18 protein-coding genes, 1 tRNA gene and 1 pseudogene are annotated in these 15247 nt (G+C 59.9%); 10 read left to right on the top strand and 10 right to left on the bottom strand.

From position 1 onward, the window contains the following. Window positions 1–11: 11 nt before the first annotated feature. A complete protein-coding gene (locus ACWHTU_RS06375) occupies window positions 12–413 on the bottom strand; it encodes a cupredoxin domain-containing protein (protein WP_447862550.1) in 402 nt (133 codons plus the stop codon). Between the two features lie 313 nt (window positions 414–726). On the opposite strand from ACWHTU_RS06375, the gene htpX reads away from it, so the two are divergent. From htpX to ACWHTU_RS06355, 4 genes and pseudogenes are all read left to right on the top strand, one after another. Beyond that, the gene (htpX, locus tag ACWHTU_RS06370) at window positions 727–1611 is read left to right on the top strand and encodes a protease HtpX (RefSeq protein WP_447862549.1); all 885 of its coding nucleotides are present in this window, start codon (window positions 727–729) and stop codon (window positions 1609–1611) included. Window positions 1612–1750: 139 nt separating this feature from the next. Further along, window positions 1751–1885, top strand: a complete 135-nt coding sequence (locus ACWHTU_RS06365; protein ID WP_447862548.1) for a hypothetical protein — start codon at window positions 1751–1753, stop codon at window positions 1883–1885. A 9-nt stretch (window positions 1886–1894) separates the two neighbouring features. Continuing rightward, window positions 1895–2083, top strand: a pseudogene (locus ACWHTU_RS06360) (glutathione peroxidase); the annotation flags it as partial. Between the two features lie 39 nt (window positions 2084–2122). Further along, entirely contained in the window at window positions 2123–2257 is a 135-nt protein-coding gene (locus ACWHTU_RS06355) for a hypothetical protein (protein ID WP_447863396.1), read from the top strand. Here ACWHTU_RS06355 and ACWHTU_RS06350 read toward each other — a convergent pair. The 3 genes from ACWHTU_RS06350 to ACWHTU_RS06340 all read right to left on the bottom strand — a co-directional run bounded on the left by ACWHTU_RS06350 (window position 2254) and on the right by ACWHTU_RS06340 (window position 3589). Beyond that, complete coding sequence (locus tag ACWHTU_RS06350) at window positions 2254–2526, bottom strand: hypothetical protein (RefSeq protein WP_447862546.1); 273 nt, start codon at window positions 2524–2526, stop codon at window positions 2254–2256. The two genes, ACWHTU_RS06355 and ACWHTU_RS06350, sit on opposite strands and share 4 nt — an antisense overlap. A 65-nt stretch (window positions 2527–2591) precedes the next feature. Next, window positions 2592–2876, bottom strand: coding sequence for an FmdB family zinc ribbon protein (locus ACWHTU_RS06345; protein ID WP_447862544.1), 285 nt, complete (start codon window positions 2874–2876; stop codon window positions 2592–2594). Between the two features lie 56 nt (window positions 2877–2932). Further along, a complete protein-coding gene (locus tag ACWHTU_RS06340) occupies window positions 2933–3589 on the bottom strand; it encodes a hypothetical protein (RefSeq protein ID WP_447862543.1) in 657 nt (218 codons plus the stop codon). Between the two features lie 237 nt (window positions 3590–3826). Here ACWHTU_RS06340 and ACWHTU_RS06335 point away from each other — a divergent pair, with 237 nt between their 5' ends. Further along, window positions 3827–5182, top strand: coding sequence for an MFS transporter (locus ACWHTU_RS06335; protein WP_447862541.1), 1356 nt, complete (start codon window positions 3827–3829; stop codon window positions 5180–5182). A 28-nt stretch (window positions 5183–5210) separates the two neighbouring features. On the opposite strand, the gene ACWHTU_RS06330 is transcribed toward ACWHTU_RS06335, so the two are convergent. Further along, on the bottom strand, window positions 5211–5426 hold the full coding sequence (locus ACWHTU_RS06330) for a hypothetical protein (protein ID WP_447862540.1): 216 nt from the start codon (window positions 5424–5426) through the stop codon (window positions 5211–5213). Window positions 5427–5478: 52 nt separating this feature from the next. Next, a complete protein-coding gene (locus tag ACWHTU_RS06325; protein ID WP_447862538.1) occupies window positions 5479–6123 on the bottom strand; it encodes a hypothetical protein in 645 nt (214 codons plus the stop codon). Window positions 6124–6401: 278 nt separating this feature from the next. On the opposite strand from ACWHTU_RS06325, the gene ACWHTU_RS06320 reads away from it, so the two are divergent. The 5 genes from ACWHTU_RS06320 (at window position 6402) to ACWHTU_RS06300 (ending at window position 12497) form a co-directional block, all read left to right on the top strand. Continuing rightward, complete coding sequence (locus ACWHTU_RS06320; RefSeq protein ID WP_447862537.1) at window positions 6402–6848, top strand: GatB/YqeY domain-containing protein; 447 nt, start codon at window positions 6402–6404, stop codon at window positions 6846–6848. 137 nt (window positions 6849–6985) lie between these two features. Continuing rightward, on the top strand, window positions 6986–7624 hold the full coding sequence (locus ACWHTU_RS06315) for a response regulator (RefSeq protein WP_447862535.1): 639 nt from the start codon (window positions 6986–6988) through the stop codon (window positions 7622–7624). Between the two features lie 63 nt (window positions 7625–7687). Beyond that, on the top strand, window positions 7688–8692 hold the full coding sequence (locus tag ACWHTU_RS06310) for a diguanylate cyclase domain-containing protein (RefSeq protein WP_447862533.1): 1005 nt from the start codon (window positions 7688–7690) through the stop codon (window positions 8690–8692). A gap of 197 nt (window positions 8693–8889) precedes the next feature. Continuing rightward, window positions 8890–12180 carry a response regulator gene (locus ACWHTU_RS06305; RefSeq protein ID WP_447862532.1) on the top strand — a complete coding sequence of 1097 codons (3291 nt, stop codon included), beginning with the start codon at window positions 8890–8892 and terminating at the stop codon, window positions 12178–12180. Continuing rightward, window positions 12177–12497, top strand: coding sequence for an Hpt domain-containing protein (locus ACWHTU_RS06300; RefSeq protein ID WP_447862530.1), 321 nt, complete (start codon window positions 12177–12179; stop codon window positions 12495–12497). Before ACWHTU_RS06305 ends, ACWHTU_RS06300 begins: the two co-directional genes overlap by 4 nt. A gap of 398 nt (window positions 12498–12895) precedes the next feature. Here ACWHTU_RS06300 and ACWHTU_RS06295 read toward each other — a convergent pair. From ACWHTU_RS06295 to purM, 4 genes are all read right to left on the bottom strand, one after another. Further along, window positions 12896–12971, bottom strand: a tRNA-Ala gene (locus tag ACWHTU_RS06295). Window positions 12972–13196: 225 nt separating this feature from the next. Next, entirely contained in the window at window positions 13197–13460 is a 264-nt protein-coding gene (locus tag ACWHTU_RS06290) for a hypothetical protein (protein WP_447862528.1), read from the bottom strand. Window position 13461: 1 nt separating this feature from the next. Beyond that, on the bottom strand, window positions 13462–14139 hold the full coding sequence (purN, locus tag ACWHTU_RS06285; protein ID WP_447862526.1) for a phosphoribosylglycinamide formyltransferase: 678 nt from the start codon (window positions 14137–14139) through the stop codon (window positions 13462–13464). Then, window positions 14129–15166, bottom strand: a complete 1038-nt coding sequence (gene purM / locus ACWHTU_RS06280) for a phosphoribosylformylglycinamidine cyclo-ligase (RefSeq protein WP_447862524.1) — start codon at window positions 15164–15166, stop codon at window positions 14129–14131. The genes purN and purM overlap by 11 nt, the downstream gene beginning before the upstream one ends. Window positions 15167–15247 lie beyond the last annotated feature (81 nt).

The raw sequence follows: 15247 nt of genomic DNA, 5'->3' as shown, positions 1-15247 counted from the left end.
GTGGCTGACCTCTAGCGAACTTCGAGCTTGCCTTCCATCCCCTTTTCGCGATGGCTGGCAAAAAACAGCAGCTTTTTGTCGCAATAAAAAGCGTAGGTTCCCGGTTTCATCGGGGTGAAGCGGACCGTGACGGTCTTGCCGGCGCTCACATCTTGCTCCACCGCCAGTCCGGCCGCTGCGTCTTTCAGCACAAAGTTATGGGGTGTGAGCAGCGTAACGCTGGTGAGGTTCAGCTCGACCGGTTTTCCGGCTTCGACAATAAGATGGCTCGGCTCATACGAATAGCTGTCGAGCGTGAGGGATGCGCGCTGGATCCCGTCGGCGCCGAGCGCGGCGACGACCGGCTCGCTTGGCTTCTCTTGATCGGCGAGCGCGCCGTGGCCGCAGACTAGACCAACGGCCACAATCAGCACCCTCATCATAAGAAGAAGAGTCCGCGTGGTTCGCCGAGCGCATTCCACGGGAGGCGTTGTAGCAGAAGGAGTGTCGCGGGTCAACAAGTCTCGCGACCTCAACAACTTACAAGACACCCGGCACCGGTGCGCCGTGCCTTGACCGCTGCGCAAGGAGCCTTATCATACAATCCGATACGATCCTCTGAGGAGCCGGAGGATGCTATTCCCGTCGGGTCGTTGTATATTTTTAAGGAAACCATCAGCGGTTTCGCACCCGAACCTGCGAACCCGCACGGTCAAACAAGCAAGGACATGACCAAGGAGGAGATGCATGAAGTGGCTTAAGGGAATCACGCTGCTCCTGATCGCGAACGTCTTGATCTTCGTCACACTGTCGTTTTCGTTCAATCTGTTGGTGAACTTTATCCTGCCGGCTTTCGGCATCGATGTGCGAGGCGTCGTCGATCAGCAGGATCTGGTCTGGGCGATGGTCTTCGGATTCGGTGGCGCCTTCATCAGCTTGGCTTTCTCGAAACAATTGGCCCGCTCCATGCTGGATTGTTACCAGATCACGCAACCCCGATCTCATGCGGAGCAAGTCGTGTACGGCGCCGTGCAGGAGATCGCCCAACGCCTTCGGATTCAAATGCCGGAAGTTTGGGTCTACGACTCGCCGGACCCCAATGCCTTCGCAACCGGTCCGAGCAAGAACAACTCCATGGTGGCGGTCTCAACCGGCTTGTTGAACAATCTGAACGAGCAGGAAGTCCGGGCTGTTTTGGCGCACGAAATGGGCCATGTGTTCAACGGCGACATGTTCACGACGACGGTGTTAGCCGGATTGATGAACACCTTCGTCTATCTGATCAGCCGCTGGGTCTATCGGCACTTGGCCGAACGCAACGAAGCCCTGGCTCTGGGAGTCTATTTCTTCCTGCAATTCGTGTTGTCGATCCTCGCCATGATCCCGATCAGTTGGTTCTCTCGTCGTCGCGAGTTTGCGGCTGACGCCTTTTCGGCCAAGGTTTACGGCAAAGAGGCGATGATCTCGGCCCTCCGGGCAATCGATCGATGGATGTCTCGGACTCAATTCGAATATTCTGTTCAAGATCCCTTGGCCACCATGAAAATTTCCGGCAAAACCTCCGGTTTTCTGGGACTGTTTGCCACGCACCCGCCGATTGAGGAACGGATCGCCGCGCTCCAGAGGCTCTAGCAAAGGTGCGTTCTTTATATCATTGCTGAAACGCGGGCTTTCGTGGTTGGTCTTGGGATTCGGGATGGTCGGCGGATGCGGGTCCGGATACGTGTTTCCTCCGGGATCGGCTCAGGCCGCTGAAGAAAGGACGGGGGCGATGGACGCACAATTTTCAAGCGTCTATGATTCCACGCTCGACGACATCGACAGCAAGCCAGTATCGCTGAGCCAGTTTCGCGGCACGGTACTCCTGCTGGTCAACACCGCCAGCTTCTGCGGGAACACACCGTAGTATGCCGACCTGCAGAAGATATACGAAAAATACCGGGACCAAGGGTTGGAGATTCTGGCGTTCCCGACCAACAACTTCGGCCAGTAGGAACCGGGGACCAATAATGAGGAGTTCAAGAGCTTTTGCTCCACCACGTACAGTCTCACATTTCCCCTGTTCAACAAGATCAGCGTTAAGGGCCAGGACAAACACCCGCTCTACCGGTATCTCACAGAGCAAAGTCCGTTTCCCGGCGAGGTGGAGTGGAATTTTCAGAAATACCTGGTAGATCGATCAGGCCGGGTGATCGCGCGCTACCATCCTCGGACGAAACCGCTCTCGGACGACATCGTCAGGGGAATCGAGACGGCGCTGGCCGTGCAAGCGCGCTAACCTTTCTTGATAAAACTGATGTGGGAGCGATATTCCTGGATCGCCGCGGCGAGAGCTGGCCCTCCCAAAGGGATATTCGCTTCGAGCGCGGCTTCGACATCTTTATCATCGATCACCACCTCATAACGATCCTGGACATTCGTGCGCACAGGTCCGTGTTTGACCTCCCGCGGCAGAAACACCTCGGTCCAGATCTCTTTCTCAACTAAACACACATCCTTGAAGCGCTCGTACAAGAGCGCAAGCTTCTCCGGATCCGTCTCTTTCATCTCTCCTCATTCCCTTGTTTTCACCCTTCACAGGCGGTCTCCCGTGAGTGTCGCCACCGGCACCCTCAATGTTCGTGGCCCTTCCCCCCACCACACGGTCCTTCCTCCCCGCCGCCGGGCATTTGCGTCGGCGCCGGAATACCCGTGATGTTGAGCGGAGTTGGGTCAGGTCTGGAGACGCCGACCGGGCCTGACCGAGCGGCAAAGGAGGAGAAGACCCGGCGAATCGGCGCACCGCAATCCCGGCAGGCTGTGAGCGGAGCGGCCGTCACCGGTTGGAGGTACTCTTTTTTCAACGAACAACTGGGTTGTCGGTCGCATCGCTCGGCGAGATACTCATAAATCGGCATCGCCACCCTCGGAATTCAGTGATCTCCGGAGAAAGCAATGTCCGCGGCGGGCCGTCCTACTTCTGGGCGGCGGGAGCGGCTTGTGCGGGCTGATCCGAGATCGTAAACCGCATGGTGCCGACTTGATTGGCCGCGTGGAAGGGCTGTTGGCCGAGCGGGGTGACGTAAATTTTTACCAGGTAGTTGCCTTTGGGCCAGGCACCGTCGGGCCGTTTCAATTCCAGATATCCATACCGCGAGTGACCCGGCACCTCCAAGGCATCCTTGCCGATCGGGGTCTCGGAAAGTTTTCCGCCTTCCTCCTCCAGGAACCACTGGGCGCTGAACTGCGCAGGGTCTTCGAGAGGCGCCACTTCAAACACGATATAAATGGCCGGGGTGTCCGGTGTAAATACGGTCGTACCGGCCCCGATGGGCTTCAGCCGCGGGTCCTGCGTGTACCACCCCTTCCGACCAAAACTATCCCATTCCTCTTCAAACCCTTTGGCGAACTTGATCCACACAAAAATAGACTGTGGAACGCCTTTCTTCTGGGTGTCGAACAAGGGAGAAGACGTCGGGTCCACTTCCGTTTCAGACTGCTCCTTGGGCGTCATCAACTCTCTGGCGTGACTTATCGAAGGGAAACCGATTCCCACGAACGAAACCAGGGCCAGGATGAGCATCGTCATCGTGACGGCAGGCGGAGTCGGGCCATGATCGCTAACGCTCATGCCGCACCTCCTTTCCCGGATCAAACCGGGCAAACAATGGTGAGATGTTCCGTTCACCTTATCAGCCTACTGCATAGCCTCAGGCATTTCAATGGTTGGTCGGCTCTGAGGAGCGGTCTGCTATAATGGCGCGGAGACCGCGTTCCGTACTTCGTCGCTTGCACCGAGACGGATTCATTTGACTTCGTGACCTCATCGACATCTGGACAACCTGCCGAAGGGCTTTCCGGCACCGTCATGGATAAACCGGCCTCCTCGCACGAGCGCAACCGAAGGTACGGCATCCATGAAGGCGCCTTTCAAGCCGTCGCTCAAGGGTCAGGAGAGAACTACCTTTCGGCCTTCGCGCTCTTTTTGCACGCCACGCCTCTCCAGATCGGCATTCTGTCATCGCTCCCCCAGCTTATCGGAACCTTGGCTCAGCTGCTTTCCGTGAAAGCGCTGAGCCGCGTTCCTCGAAAGCCGTTGATCCTGCTGGGAGCGGCGGGACAGGCTGCTCTGTGGCTGCCGATCTTCTCCCTTCCGCTCCTCTTTCCCCGGGCAGCTCCCTGGCTGCTGATCGCCCTAGCGACCATCCATGTAGCAATGGGCCATTTTGCCATTCCCGCATGGAACAGTCTGATCACCGATTTCGTAGTCCCGAACGGCCGGGGCGTCTATTTCGCTCAGCGCGCGCGTTTCATGGCGATCGCCAGCTTCTGCGCGTTGTTCGCAGCCGGGCTCCTCCTCGACGCCGGACGATCTTCAGAGGCTCCATGGATCGGGTTTGCGCTGATTTTTCTGGTGGCCGCGGTGGCGCGCAGCCTGTCCACCTACTGTCTGACCAAAATCGACGATCCGGTTGAGCCGACATCCCAGGAATCCAGCGGGTGCTTATTCGATTTTCTCGGACAATCGTCGAGCCGTGACTTCAGACGCTTCCTGCTGTTTTCCGGACTTATGCACGTGTGCGTCCTCATCGCCGGTCCGTTTTTCGTCATCTATTTGCTTCGCGACCTCCACTTCAATTACCTGCAATACGCCGCTTGGCTGGCGGCCGGCACGTTCGGGCAATTCATTGCGCTCACACACTGGGGCCGCATCAGCGACCGATTCGGCAACAAGTGGGTGATCGAGGTGACTGGCTGGTCGGTGCCGTTTCTGCCGATGCTATATTTGCTCAGTACGAATCTGGCGTTTCTGTTGACCGTGAATTTCCTGGGCGGCGTGATCTGGGCGGGCATGACCCTTGGACTGCAGAACTATGTCTTCGACGCGGTTCCCTCCGAAAACAAAGCCAAAGGCGTCGCGGTGACCAATGCGATCAACGCGGCAGGATGGATCGTCGGGGCCCTGATCGGAAGCTGGCTGACGGTTGTGACGCCCTTAGCCGTCCCCGTCGCTTACTTGCCTTTGGAGGCTCATCCGGTCTCCAACCTTCCCATCGTCTTTCTCATTTCCGGCTTGCTCCGGCTGGTGGTGTCCGCAGGCTTGCTGGGCACCTTCCGCGAACCGCGAGCTGTCGAACCCGTTTCTCCCACTCGCCTGATTCGGGAACTGGCACGGACCACGTGGCTCGTTCAGCTCTTCAGCAGGAAACGTTCCCACGCCTGACGGCGGCCGGCTCTGCCGAACATGACGCCTATCGCGGCATCGCCTCACCGTTTCCAACTCGTATCTGTTCTTCCTGCTTCAGCTTTTCAAAGGCCCGATCGGCGTTGCCGCGAACCTGCTGAGGCGTCGGGTGCATGGACCCTTTCGGTTGCTCGCCCGCGCAGGCCGCCCACCACAGACACACGCCGAGCGATAGCCCCGTCGCCCCGATCTTCCGCACCCACCCTTGCGCGCCTCCTTTCATAAGCGATCCTCCTTCGTTTATTGTGCATGCTGGAATGAGCCGACCGAGCCGCCTACTGAAACGCCAGCCGAAGATTCGCCACCGTTTCGGCTATACCCCGCTCCAACGCGGCTCGACCCAACCGCTGGAAATCCTGTGAATCGGCCGACGCTACACTCCAACCATCCGACTGCTCCACCCGCGCCGTCACGACGTTGTGGAACACGACTTCGGCGCTCTCAACCCGGATGATCTTACTGGTCACCGTGTAGGGGGGCAGATCCTCATGATGTCTGGCCCAAAGCCGCTCTCTCAGCGTGGGGCCCTCGATGCGATAAATCAACACACTGTCCACGCCCAGCAACCGGCCAAGCCGGATGGCTGACTCTTCGGACACCGCTCCTCCTAATTGGAACCGTTGCTCGTCCAGCACCGTGGCGAGGTGGAACCGTTCGATGATCCTGAGAGACGGACGTTGCGCTTTGAGCTGAAACGCCGCGCCCTCCAGGCGTATGTAGGCATCCATCAACTCACGATTGGACGTCTTCGGATACAAGACAGCCAGTCGCTGCACATCGAGCGGGACAGTAAACGAAGGAGGCAAGAGCCTGTCGGTGGCGGAAACCGGAGCAGCCGGCGGCGTAGGCAAGTGGCATCCGATGAGCGCAGACAGGATCATTCCCGGAAACAAGCCTGCCAATGCGGGTGACCGAACCACGGCGTGCGCCCTTTCGTGGATCAACCTTCCCAGCCCGCCACGACCGCAAGGGAGGACGATATATATACATCTTACTCCCCTTCCGAACGGAAAGCCATTGTGCCTGGTACGACGCGCTCCGGAGCTACGCGCGAAGCCGGCACCCGGCGTCTCGAGCGTAGAACCAATGACCGAAGCGGCAGACCGATTGACGGAATCGGAACACCGGGCTATTCTGCTCTTGTCGACCACACCGGCGATTTCGGCGGATCGACAATCAACAAGTCAACAGGAGCCCCGTGTCGCTTCACGATCGTCTCGGCGAAGACCTGAAACACACCATGAAGGCCAAGGATCAGCTCCGTATGGATGTCATCCGCATGATCAAGGCAGCAGTCATGAACAAGGAACTGGAACTCAAGAAACATCTGGATGACGCGGAGATGACCCGCATCATGGCCTCATTGATCAAGCAACGCAAAGAAGCCGTCGAACACTACGGCAAGGCCGGGCGGGAAGACTTGGCCGACAAGGAACTCAAGAAAATCGCGATCATCCAAAGTTATCTGCCACGCGCATTGACCGCGGAGGAGGTCACCCAAATCATCGATGCCGTCGTTCAAGAAACAGGCGCGACCTCGCTGAAAGACATGGGGATCGTCATGAAAACCCTCATGGCTCGCTTGGCCGGCCAAGCCGTCGATGGAAAATTGATCAGCGACCTGGTCCGGTCGAGACTTCGCTAGCCCTGCTATACTTTCTGAAACTCGATCGAGTTCGGGCGATTCGGAGACCCGAACGCCCCGTGCGCCGTTCACCGTGCCCAGCGCCGCTCCACCGGCGTCTTCGGATTTCCCGGTCACGTTCAGAGAGCCGTGTACGCATGAGCATTCTGATCGTGGATGATTCCCAGGACCAACGTCTGTTGCTTCAGACCCTCCTCCACCAGGCCGGCTATCTCGACGTGGTGACGGCCGAATCGGCCGCGGTGGCGCTGGCGAGATTGTCCGAGCTGTCCGAACCGCAATCTCCGGCCATCGATTTGATTCTGATGGACTATCTCATGCCGGAGATCGACGGCGTGGCCGCCTGCCGTCTGATCAAATCCCGACCGCACCTGCGGGATATCCCGATTATCATGGTGACCGCCAAGAACGATCCGTCGAACCTCAAAGAGGCCTTCGATGCGGGCGCGACTGATTACATCAACAAACCGGTTAACCGCGTCGAGCTGCAGGCCAGGGTCTCATCGGCGCTCGCCCTGAAGCGCGAGATGGACTGCCGGAAGGCCAAGGAACAGGAACTCCGCGCCAGCAATGAAGAGTTGCAACGGGCGCTCCGGGAGGTGAAAACTCTGCGCGGCCTGATCCCGATCTGCGCGTCGTGCAAGAAAATCCGAAACGACCTCGGGGCATGGCAGCAATTGGAAGAATACCTGCGGGAACATTCGGAGGCGGAGTTTAGTCACGGGCTCTGCGCACCCTGCATCAAGAAGCTTTATCCTGGTGTTTATGAGCACTAACTGCTACCATCCGGCTCGGTGGACGTGCCTACGTAAGACGACCTCGCGAAACAGGGTGCCTCGATGGGCATTTTAATCGTTGACGATTCCCAGGACGACCGTCTTCTCCTGCAGTCGATCCTGAGCGCAGCCGGTTATGAAGACATCATCGTAGCCGATTCGGCCGCCGCAGCCTTCCGCCACCTCGGCTTGGACGGCGGGAGGCAGACCCTCGCCCGCGTCGATCTAATTCTGATGGATATCATGATGCCGCAGATGAACGGCATCGAGGCATGCCGCCAAATCAAGGCCGTCGAACGGCTGCGCGACATTCCCATCATCATGGTGACGGTCAAGACCGATCCGGTCGACCTCCAGTTGGCGTTCGCAGCCGGCGCAATGGATTACATCGGCAAGCCGATCAACAAGGTCGAACTCCTCACGCGCGTGCGGTCCGTCCTGCGGCTGGTCCATGAGATCGACCGCCGCCGCGCCAGGGAACAGGAATTGCTCGAAGTGATGCGCCAACTCCAGGAGGCCAACCAGATGCTGCTGCGCCTTTCCTGCCTGGACGGCCTCACCGGCATCACCAACCGGCGCCAGTTCGACGATTTTTTGGATCAGGAATGGCGGCGCGCTGTCCGCGACGCGACCCCGCTCTCTCTGATCATGCTCGATATCGATCGATTCAAATATTACAACGACAGCAATGGCCACCAGGCCGGAGATGAATGCTTGAAGCAGATTGCTAGCGTCATCTCCAGCGCGGTCAACCGGCCAGGTGACCTGGTCGCCCGCTACGGCGGAGACGAATTCGTCGTTGTGCTCCCGGGTACCAATGCGGACGGAGCGGCCCAGGTGGCTGAAACGCTGCGGCGGAAGGTGGAAACGGCGGGGATTTCTCATTCGACCGGAGAGCAGGTCACCATCAGTCTGGGCGTCGCGAGCGCGATCCCCACTCGTGCGGCATCGCCGACCGACCTGATCAGAGCAGCCGACCAAGCGTTGTATCAGGCCAAGCAGGAAGGCCGGAACCGCACCAAACAGGCAAGCCTTTTCTCGCTGGTCGAGGACTCGCACAAAGACTGACCTGACAGAAACCGGAGCCATCAGGTTTGTGCCGATCACGACTTTCTGCCGCTTCTCACCTCCCGCTGCGACGATACCCCCTCGCCTCTTCCCGACGGCTGGCGCGGCTTTGAAGACATGAGGCGGGCGGCGTCCTGCGCGGTGCGGTTGCCCCCTGAGCGAGGTCCCGGGGAAACACGCTTAAGCCGGAACGGGCCATGGGAAGACACCGCTCGGCTGATAGGAACGAGAACCCCGAAATCGGAACGATGGCCAGAAAAGTCATCTCCGCCCGCTCTAAACGAACAGTGACACGCGCGACGCGCTCCGATCGTCTCAGAGAAGCGTTGCGACTCGAACGGGCCGCCCGCAAGCGAGCCGAAGAAGCCTTGCGCAGGATATCGGCCAAATTCGCCTCGCTCGTCCGGGCACGCCCGCCGGAGCCGAATCGGTCCGGTGCGACGCCGGACCGGGAACGTCACAAGCGATCGCGAAAGAAGAACGAACCGAGCGCCTCCGAGAAAGAATGGAGGGCGCGCGTGCAACGAGCGGTGGTGGAAGGAACCGCTTCCGTGACAGGGAGCGAGTTTTTGGCCGCGCTCGTCCGGCATCTCGCGCGCGCGCTCGGCGTGAAATACGTGTTTGTGACGGAACTGGTGGGCGGCGACTCGTCATGCATGCGTATCCTGGCTTCCTGGATGGGAAACAAGCCGGGTTCGCCCGACGAATACGATACGACCGGAACCCCCTGCAAGAACGTGGTCAAACACGGCAAGGCCTATTATCGACATTCGGTGCAAGAGTTGTTTCCCAACGACAAGTTCCTGGCCGATCTCGGAGCGGTCAGCTATCTGGGAATCGCAATGCTTGACCGGTCCGGCCATACGATCGGGCACCTCTGCATCATGGACGACAAGCCCCTCAACGGCGGACGCCGCATCACCCCGATCCTGAAGGTCTTGGCTTCCCGAGCCGCGGCAGAAATCGAACGGATGCGGAGCGAGGAGAATCTGCATCTCTACCGGGAAATCATCACGCACGCGGAAGATGCGATCGCGATTCTCAACCTGCAAGGGCGCTTTACGTACCAGAACGCTGCGCATGCCGCATTGACCGGCTACGCCGACCGCGAATTGGTCGGCAAGACCCCCGAGGTCATCCTGGGGTCGGACACCTTTGCCGCCATCCTGCGGCGATTGGAGACGGCGGGAGGTTACCGCGGCGAAGTCAACGGGTGCACGAAAGACGGAACCGAGAAAACCTTTGAGGTATCGCTGTTCGCCATCCGGAACCCCGCCGGTTCGCCGGTCTGCTACGTCGAAATAGCCCGCGACATCTCAGAGCGCAAACGATCCGAACTGATCGAGCAACGACGGGCGGGCAGCTTGCAGCGATACCAACACGCGCTCCTCGAGTTGGCCAAGAGCGAGGCCGTCAGCGGCGGGGACCTCGCGCAGGCCTTTCAGGCCGTGACCAAGACCGGATGCCGGGCATTGGAAGTCGAGCGGTCCGGCATCTGGCTGTACAACGAGGACCGCTCGATCATCCGGCTGTGCGATCTCTACGAGCTGTCCTGCGATCGCCATTCCTCCGGCGCAACCCTGTCCGCCCGCGAGTATCCGGCATATTTTTCGGCGTTGGACCACGAAGACCGAGCCCTCGCCGCCCACGACGCGCACCGGGACCCCCGGACCCAGGAATTCGCCCAATCCTACCTGCAACCGCTCGGCATCGGCGCCATGCTGGACGCGCCGATCCGCCGAAAGGGGCAGGTCGTCGGAGTGCTCTGCCATGAACATGTCGGCGGCCCCCGCCAGTGGACCGCGGAAGAAGAACAGTTCGCCAGTTCCCTGGCGACCATCGTCGCCCTTGCCATGGAGGCGAGCGAGCGGCGGGAAGCGGAACAGGCGTTGCGAATCGCCAAGGAAACCGCCGAGGTGGCGAATCGGGCCAAGAGCGAGTTTTTGGCCAGCATGAGCCATGAGATCAGGACCCCGATGAATGCCATCATCGGCATGGCCGATTTGCTGTGGGAAACGGAGTTGAGCCCGGATCAACGAAAATTCGTCCGCATTTTCAGGCGGGCCGGCGGCAATCTCCTGTCGCTCATCAATGACATCCTCGATCTCTCGAAGATCGAGGCCGGACATCTTGAACTGGAGATGATCGAGTTCGACCTTGTCGAGCTGATCGATAAAGTCCTCGAGATTCTAGCGATGCGCGCCAACGAGAAAGGGTTGGAACTCGCCTGCCACGTCGCCTCCGACGTACCCACTCACCTGCTCGGCGATCCGAATCGTCTGCATCAGATCCTCGTCAACCTGATCGGCAACGCCATCAAGTTTACGGATCGCGGCTCCGTCGTCGTCCGCGTTCTCAATGACCCGGACAGCAACCAACCCGGCACCATTCGTTTCTCCGTCACCGACACCGGCATCGGCATCCCGAAGGACAAACTCGAGGCCATCTTTGAAAGTTTTACCCAAGCCCATGCATCCACCGCGCGCAAGTACGGGGGGACCGGATTGGGCCTTTTCATCTCCAGGCATTTGGCCGAACGGATGGGCGGGAAAATCTGGGCCGAGAGCACCGAGGGCCAAGGCAGCACGTTCCATTGCGTGGTCCGGCTCTCCATTCCACCGCAGCCGCCGAGACCCAAACCGCCCCTCACCCACGATCTGGCCGGTCTCCGAACACTGGTGGTCGACGACCATCCAACCAATCTGCTGATCCTGCGCGAAACCCTGACGGCGTGGGGCGCCGTCGTGACGGAAGCTGGGAACGGGCAGCAGGCCTTGACCGAACTCCAGCGGGCCGCGGACGCCGGCAGGCCGTACCAGCTCCTGTTGCTGGACTGCCGGATGCCCGACATGAACGGATTCGAGGTCGTCGAACGAGTCAAAAACATGCCACCGCTCCAAGGCTTGACGACCATCATGTTGACCTCCGATCGGTGGGCCGACGATATCGCACGCACGTACGAACTGGAACTCGGCGGCTATTTGGTGAAACCGATCCGGCGGTCGGACCTGCTGCAAATCATCAGCATCGCGCTCGGCCGAACTAAAGGTCTGTCGCCCGCGCCTCCCGACCCGCCTCCCGCCGCACCTGCAAGCCCCGCCGACTCGCTGCGCATCCTGCTCGTCGAAGATTCGCCTGACAACCAGCTTCTGATTCAATCCTACTTGAAGTCCACCCCGCACACGCTGGATGTGGCGGAGAACGGGCAAATCGGAGTCGATCTATTCAAGGCGGGTCGCTACGACCTGGTGTTGATGGACATGCAGATGCCCGTGCTGGACGGCTATGCCGCCACCCGCGCGATCCGCCGGTGGGAACGGGATCAGCGCCTTCCCGGGACGCCGATCGTCGCGCTCACGGCGTTGGCGCTCAAAGAGGAAGCGGTGAAAATCTTCGAGGCGGGCTGCACCGCGCACATGACCAAACCGATCAAAAAAGCGACGCTGCTCAACATGCTGGCGACGTACAAAGGACGCAACGCAACATGAGCCGACCCAACACGCCTCCTCACGAGAAAATCGTGGTCCGGCTGGATCCTGACCTGAAACCCCTGATCCCGCGGTTTCTGGAAAACCGGCGCAAAGACCTCGCCGCCATTCAAGCCGCCCTCCAACGGGAAGATTTTGAAGAGATCCGGCTTTTAGGCCACCGGATGCGAGGAGACGGCGGAGGCTACGGCTTCCACACCATCAGCGAGATCGGAACGGCGCTGGAACGCGCGTCGGCGCACCGTGATGCGGGAGAGATTAGCCGGCACGCTGACGCCCTGCTGGCGTTTCTCGACCGCGTCGAAGTGGTGTATTGAAGATTCAGTAAAGTGGCCCGCCCCTTCGCAGCCTCCGGTCCGCGGTTTCAAATTCCGGTCGAATCACAAGTATATAAATGTGACGGGGGGATTATCCGGCACCAACGAACTCGATTAAGCAATGAAAAGCTGCCGGATCGCGCAAAGCGAGGTGGATCTGACACAGCGAGGTTGACGATCCTATCCGGTCGTGACAGTTATGATAAACCGCAGGGGAGCAACCGGCACGAGGTAAGCCCGGTTTGATGGCCTCTCTTCGAAACTCCCTGTCGTGGATTCATCTCGGGAATGCAGGACGTGAGCCTTGAGAAGGAACAGATCCTGAAAGGTTTGATCCGGCGGCGTCACATTCAATCAATAAACCGCAAACGAACCGCTGGCCCAACCAAAGGTTGGTTTGGTGGAGGGCACGGGAGTCGAACCCGCGACCCCGACGTTGCGAACGTCGTGCTCTCCCAACTGAGCTAGCCCCCCACCTTGCTGTCAGCGAATAGCCGAACTTTGTGCTGTTAGCTGCTCGCTGTGAGCTGTTAGCTAACAAAGAAAGCGAGCGCCGGCTTCTTGACCGCAGGTGCTGCCAGGACGGAATTGCCCGGGCTGCTTGGCTGCGGAGGAGACGGGGAGGAAGAACGGCGCCCGCCGCTTGAAATCGCCGAGATTATACACAACCGCTGCCGGCGACTCTACCGAAACTTCGCGCTAATTGAGCGAGTCGGCGACGCCCCACTCCGCCCAAGCTCGTTCCTGCAGGATGCGTTCGAATCGGGGCCGCAGCACCAATTCGAACACCTGCTCTTTCTCCGGAAAGAGATCGAGAATCTCCTGTTTCGTGCGCTCGATCAACGCCGCTGCCTCCTCCCGGCTCAGTCGCGCAACACGCAATCGGTAACACGTGAGATCCACGCGCAGGCGGAGCCGCAGCATCCGAATCTGTTCCTCGCGAATCTCATCCAGAGTCGCCATGCTACGCGGGATTCCGTATCGCCCTCGCCGCGTCCGATGCGGCATCGGCCACACGGACACAACGTCCTTCCACTTGCAGACGGCCTTCGGCATAGAGCTGGACTGCTCGGGGGTAGATCCGGTGTTCCTGCTCCAAAATCCGCAAGGCCAGGGTTTCAGGCGTATCCTCATCCAGCACCGGCACTGCGGCCTGGATGATGATGGGTCCCTCATCCACCCCCTCCGTGACGAAATGGACCGTGCAGCCGGCGAGCTTGACTCCCCACTCCAAGGCTTGCTTTTGCGCGTCCAAGCCAGGAAAGGCCGGCAGCAGCGACGGATGGATGTTCATCATGCGGTTCTGGTATGCATTGATCAGGACGGGAGTGACGATTTTCATATACCCAGCGAGGAGAACCAATTCCACATCGTATTTTTGCAGCACCTCCAGGATGGCACGGTCGTAGGTCTCCCGGCTGTCCGGTCGGCCGGCACAGGGTTTGGGATCGAGAAATACAGCGGGCACCCCGTGCTTTCTCGCCCGTTCGAGCGCCTGGGCGTTCTGCTTGTTGCTGACCACCACCACGATCTGAGCCGCCAGCGACCCGGCTTCGATTGCGTCGATGATCGCTTGAAGATTCGATCCCCGTCCGGAGGCCAAGACCCCGAGGCGGAGCGGCGTCGCGCGCTTACCCGACATATTCAACCCGTGGCACATCCGACTCGGCGGCCAGGATTTCACCGATCTGGTACGCGGGATCTCCCAGTTGCGCAGCACGGGCGATCACTCCTTCGGCGGCCGCTTGCGGCAGGATCAGCATCACCCCGATCCCCATGTTGAACACGCGATACATCTCGTCCCGATCGATGCGCCCGCGCTCCTGAATCGCTCCAAAAATCGCCGGCACCGGCCAAGCCCCGCGCTGGATTCTTGCCCGGCATCCTTTGGGCAACACCCGCGGCAGGTTCTCGGTGATCCCGCCCCCGGTGATGTGCGCCATGCCCTTGATGGGAAACTCGCGCGCGAGCGTCAGGAGCTGCCTCGCATAGATGCGCGTCGGCGTCAGCAGCGCCTCGCCGAGCGGTTGCGTCAATTCGGGTAAACGGCTGTCCACCTTCAACCCGCATTCTTCCAGCAAGACACGCCGCACCAGTGCATACCCATTGCTGTGCAGCCCCGTGGACGCCAACCCGACCAGCACGTCGCCGGGAACGATGTCTCTTCCGTCGATCAATTTCGATCGATCGACCACCCCGACCGCAAAGCCGGCCAGATCGTACTCCCCTTCGGCGTAGAAGGACGGCATTTCGGCGGTCTCCCCCCCGATCAACGCACAGCCTGCCTGCCGGCAACCCTCCGCAATGCCGCGCACGATCGCTTCGGCCTTCGCCACGCTGAGTTTTCCGGTCGCCAGATAATCGAGAAAAAAAAGTGGCTCGGCGCCGCTGACCGCGACGTCGTTCACGCACATGGCGACCAGATCGATGCCAACTGTATCGTGGCGGTCCATCAAAAACGCGATCTTGAGCTTGGTCCCGACACCGTCGGTCCCCGAAACCAACACCGGGTCGGTATATCTCTCGGCCTGAAAGCGGAACAGCCCCCCGAACCCGCCCAGATCGGTCAGCACTTCCGGCCGAAAGGTGGAACGCACAAGCGGCGTGATCCGGCGTACGAACTCGTTGCCGGCTTCGATATCCACTCCGGCTTGGCGGTAGGTCGTCATAAGGAAGGGCATCTTAGCGGAGGGACGCCGAGACGGTCAACGCACGAGAACCGTCGTCCTCCGACTTTCACTCGCCGTTCG

This window comes from Nitrospira calida, assembly GCF_976986435.1.
The sequence above is the reverse complement of the archived record's forward strand: the minus strand, read 5'-3'. Positions and strand labels throughout refer to the sequence as shown.

What these genes read in the sequence shown, in the direction of transcription:
- ACWHTU_RS06335 (WP_447862541.1), top strand. Translation starts at nt 3,827, where the DNA reads ATGGATAAACCGGCCTCCTCGCACGAGCGCAACCGAAGGTACGGCATC.
- ACWHTU_RS06300 (WP_447862530.1), top strand. Translation starts at nt 12,177, where the DNA reads ATGAGCCGACCCAACACGCCTCCTCACGAGAAAATCGTGGTCCGGCTG.
- ACWHTU_RS06310 (WP_447862533.1), top strand. Translation starts at nt 7,688, where the DNA reads ATGGGCATTTTAATCGTTGACGATTCCCAGGACGACCGTCTTCTCCTG.
- ACWHTU_RS06340 (WP_447862543.1), bottom strand. Translation starts at nt 3,589, where the DNA reads ATGAGCGTTAGCGATCATGGCCCGACTCCGCCTGCCGTCACGATGACG.
- purN (WP_447862526.1), bottom strand. Translation starts at nt 14,139, where the DNA reads ATGTCGGGTAAGCGCGCGACGCCGCTCCGCCTCGGGGTCTTGGCCTCC.
- ACWHTU_RS06290 (WP_447862528.1), bottom strand. Translation starts at nt 13,460, where the DNA reads ATGGCGACTCTGGATGAGATTCGCGAGGAACAGATTCGGATGCTGCGG.
- ACWHTU_RS06305 (WP_447862532.1), top strand. Translation starts at nt 8,890, where the DNA reads ATGGGAAGACACCGCTCGGCTGATAGGAACGAGAACCCCGAAATCGGA.
- ACWHTU_RS06345 (WP_447862544.1), bottom strand. Translation starts at nt 2,876, where the DNA reads ATGCCGATTTATGAGTATCTCGCCGAGCGATGCGACCGACAACCCAGT.
- purM (WP_447862524.1), bottom strand. Translation starts at nt 15,166, where the DNA reads ATGACGACCTACCGCCAAGCCGGAGTGGATATCGAAGCCGGCAACGAG.
- ACWHTU_RS06350 (WP_447862546.1), bottom strand. Translation starts at nt 2,526, where the DNA reads ATGAAAGAGACGGATCCGGAGAAGCTTGCGCTCTTGTACGAGCGCTTC.
- ACWHTU_RS06330 (WP_447862540.1), bottom strand. Translation starts at nt 5,426, where the DNA reads ATGAAAGGAGGCGCGCAAGGGTGGGTGCGGAAGATCGGGGCGACGGGG.
- ACWHTU_RS06365 (WP_447862548.1), top strand. Translation starts at nt 1,751, where the DNA reads ATGGACGCACAATTTTCAAGCGTCTATGATTCCACGCTCGACGACATC.
- ACWHTU_RS06315 (WP_447862535.1), top strand. Translation starts at nt 6,986, where the DNA reads ATGAGCATTCTGATCGTGGATGATTCCCAGGACCAACGTCTGTTGCTT.
- htpX (WP_447862549.1), top strand. Translation starts at nt 727, where the DNA reads ATGAAGTGGCTTAAGGGAATCACGCTGCTCCTGATCGCGAACGTCTTG.